Source organism: Mesorhizobium sp. M7A.F.Ca.CA.004.06.1.1 (assembly GCF_003999135.1).
Lineage (GTDB): Bacteria > Pseudomonadota > Alphaproteobacteria > Rhizobiales > Rhizobiaceae > Mesorhizobium.
The window spans coordinates 1-3,471 of the sequence record NZ_RZPQ01000634.1; the positions used below are offsets into that span (position 1 = coordinate 1).

A 3,471-nucleotide genomic window follows, 5' to 3' on the forward strand; every position below is an offset into this window, starting at 1 on the left:
GACCAGCCCCTTCTCCCCGTTTACGGGGAGAAGATGCCGGCAGGCAGATGAGGGGCGGCGGCGAGTTCGAAATGAGGGGGTGAACTCAATCCGACGAGATCGCCCTACAGCTCGATCCGGAACCGCAAGCTCTCCGCCCCGCCATAGGCGGCGTCCTCGAAAAAGCGTTCGACGAGCTTGCCGCCATTGGCCAGGATCACCTTGTGCGAGGCCGGATTGCCCGGCTTGGCGGTGATCTCGACGTGAGCCAGGCCGACCGCCCTCGCCTCCTCCAGCATCAGCCGCAGCGCCTCGGTGGCGTAGCCACGCCGTCGCTTCCACGGCACCACCGCATAGCCGATATGACCGAGCACATGCTTCGGCAATTCCGACGTGCCCTTCTGCCAGCGAAAGCCGATCGAGCCCGACGCCTCGCCGTCCCAGATCCAGCGGCGGAAGCCCGGTAGGCGCGGCACCTTTTTGCCGTCTGGCAAACTGATCGCGCCACCCTTGGCCTGGGGATCGTCGAGGTCGGCAAGAAAGGCCACGGGATCCTTTTCGATGGCCGCGAGCTGCTCGCGCGTCGCCTCCATCAGCCGCACATTGTCCGGCGACCAGCCGCGTTCGAGCGCCGCCTTGTAGGACGGCAGATGTTCGAGCGCGGGTTTGACGATTTCGATCATGGTGCACTGGCGGAGACGCGACACCGGCAAGATAGCATCCCTGCCCAGGAAGGCACGGTCCACCAAAGCGCAATCTCTTACGACAAGGCCGCGCTCCCATCGCTGGAAACGCGGCCCCGATCTCATGTCCTTGGGAGGATTGGCACTCCGGCGCGGCTGCGCCGGAGTGCCTTATGCGAGTTCAGGCAATGTCGAAGCGGTCGGCGTTCATCACCTTGGTCCACGCAGCGACGAAATCCCTGGTGAATTTCGCCTTGGCGTCCGCCGACCCGTAGACCTCGGCAAGCGCGCGGAGCTGGGCGTGCGAGCCGAAGATCAGGTCGGCACGGGTGCCGGTCCACTTGACCGCCTTGGTCTTGCGGTCACGCGCCTCGTAGACTTCGTCGGAGCCGGCCGCCGGATCCCAGACCGTGTTCATGCTGAGCAGATTGACGAAGAAGTCGTTGGTCAACGTACCCGGCCGGTCGGTGAGCACGCCGTGCTTCGACTTGGCCGTGTTGGCGCCGAGCACGCGCAGACCGCCGACCAGAACCGTCATCTCGGGCGCGGTCAGCGACAGCAATTGCGCGCGGTCGACCAGCATGGCCTCGACCGACATCGGCTGCTTGCCCCTGACATAGTTGCGGAAGCCATCGACTTTCGGCTCGAGCGCGGCAAAGGAATGGACATCGGTCTGTTCCTGTGAAGCATCCATGCGGCCCGGCGTGAACGGCACCTTGGTTTCGTGGCCGCCGTCCTTCGCCGCCTTCTCGACCGCGGCGACACCGCCGAGCACGATGAGATCGGCCAGCGAGATCTTTTTCCCGCCGGTCTGTGCCGCGTTGAACTCCTTCTGGATGGCTTCCAGCTTCGCCAGCACCTTCGACAGTTCAGCCGGCTGGTTGACGTCCCAATCCTTCTGCGGTGCCAGCCGGATGCGTGCGCCATTGGCACCTCCGCGCTTGTCGGAATTGCGGAACGTCGAGGCCGAGGCCCACGCAGTCGAGACCAATTCGGAGACCGACAGGCCCGATGCCAGGATCTTCGCCTTCAGCGACGCAATGTCCTGCTCGCCGACCAGTTCATGGTCGACCGCCGGGATCGGATCCTGCCAGATCAGCTCTTCCTTCGGCACGAGCGGACCGAGATAACGAACGATCGGACCCATGTCGCGATGGGTCAGCTTGTACCAGGCGCGGGCAAACGCGTCGGCGAAATGGTCCGGATGCTCATGGAAGCGCCGCGAGATCTTCTCGTAGGCCGGATCGGCCCGCAGTGCGAGATCGGTGGTCAGCATGGCAGGCGCGCGGCGCTTGGACGGATCGTGGGCATCCGGCACGGTCCCGGCACCGGCGCCGCCCTTCGGCGTCCACTGATGCGCGCCGGCCGGGCTCGTGGTCAGTTCCCATTCGAAGTTGAACAGATTGTCGAAGAAGTTGTTGCTCCACTTGGTCGGCGTCGTGGTCCAGGTCACCTCGAGGCCCGAGGTGATGGCGTCGCCTGCAATGCCGGAGGCGTGCTTGCTCGACCAGCCAAGGCCCTGCGCCTCGATGCTCGAGCCTTCAGGCTCCGCGCCCACCAGCGAGGCATCGCCGGCGCCGTGCGTCTTGCCGAAGGTGTGACCGCCAGCGATCAGCGCCACGGTCTCCTCGTCGTTCATGGCCATGCGCGCGAAGGTCTCGCGGATGTCGCGTGCCGAGGCCAGCGGATCCGGCTTGCCGTTCGGCCCTTCCGGATTGACGTAGATCAGTCCCATCTGGACGGCGCCGAGATGGCCCTGGAGTTCGCGGTCGCCGGAGTAGCGCTTGTCGTCGAGCCACTTGGTTTCCGAACCCCAATCGACGTCCTGTTCGGGTTCCCAGACGTCGGCGCGGCCGCCAGCAAAACCGAAGGTCTTGAAGCCCATCGATTCCAGCGCGACGTTGCCGGTGAGGATCAGCAGGTCGGCCCAGGAGATCTTGCGGCCATATTTCTGCTTGACCGGCCACAGCAGCCGGCGCGCCTTGTCGAGATTGGCATTGTCCGGCCAGCTGTTGAGCGGAGCAAAACGCTGCTGGCCGGCCCCGGCGCCGCCACGGCCATCGCCGATGCGGTAGGTGCCGGCACTGTGCCAGGCCATGCGGATGAACAGCGGCCCATAATGGCCGAAGTCGGCCGGCCACCACTCCTGCGAATCCGTCATCACCTGGTGCAGGTCCTTGATCACCGCATCGAGATCGAGCGACTTGAATTCCTCGGCATAGTCGAACTCTTCGCCCATCGGATCCGAAAGGTTCGATTGCTGATGGAGAACGCCAAGATCGAGTTGGTTGGGCCACCAGTCACGGTTGCTCCTGCTGGAGGATCCGTGTGCAACGGGGCATTTGCCGGCGCTGGGATCATCGGTCTGTGCGTCCATGTTCTTCTCCGATCGTGGCTGTGTTGAGCTGTTCAACTGCTGCGTGAACAGGGACGTTGGATGTCCCTGGAGGCGGTCCGTTTCATGGCTGGCGCGATGACCATATGCCCGATACGCGACCGAATATGTTGGATGTCCCGTTGCCGCGGGCATGCGCCTCACCAGGCGGTCCCGGCTGCTCCTCATCTTCGTTGCGACTCCTATAGCAAAGCCGCTTCATTAATTTAAGTTGGATTTCCTGATTACAGCGATAAGATGACATTATGACAAACCTGACGCTGAAGCAGTTGCGTTATTTCGAGGCGCTGGCGCGGCACAATCATTTCGGCCGTGCCGCCGATGCCTGCGCGATCTCGCAGCCCGCGATCTCGGTGCAGATCCGGGAGTTGGAGGAAACGCTTGGCACGGAGCTTTTCCAAAGAGGCCCACGCC

General features: G+C 63.8%; 3 protein-coding genes. 1 reads left to right on the top strand and 2 read right to left on the bottom strand.

Annotated elements, in window-relative coordinates; genetic code table 11:
* Positions 1 to 104: 104 nt before the first annotated feature.
* On the bottom strand, positions 105 to 662 hold the full coding sequence (locus EN906_RS27325) for a GNAT family N-acetyltransferase (protein ID WP_127269044.1): 558 nt from the start codon (positions 660 to 662) through the stop codon (positions 105 to 107).
* A 181-nt stretch (positions 663 to 843) separates the two neighbouring features.
* Positions 844 to 3,039 carry a catalase/peroxidase HPI gene (gene katG, locus EN906_RS27330; protein ID WP_127269041.1) on the bottom strand — a complete coding sequence of 732 codons (2,196 nt, stop codon included), beginning with the start codon at positions 3,037 to 3,039 and terminating at the stop codon, positions 844 to 846.
* Positions 3,040 to 3,302: 263 nt separating this feature from the next.
* Here katG and EN906_RS27335 point away from each other — a divergent pair.
* A partial coding sequence (locus EN906_RS27335) for a LysR family transcriptional regulator (RefSeq protein WP_164777396.1) occupies positions 3,303 to 3,471 on the top strand: 169 nt, incomplete at its 3' end.

Bases quoted from the DNA above. Each gene is read 5' to 3' on its own strand.
- EN906_RS27325 (WP_127269044.1), bottom strand. From the start codon at position 662: ATGATCGAAATCGTCAAACCCGCGCTCGAACATCTGCCGTCCTACAAG.
- katG (WP_127269041.1), bottom strand. From the start codon at position 3,039: ATGGACGCACAGACCGATGATCCCAGCGCCGGCAAATGCCCCGTTGCA.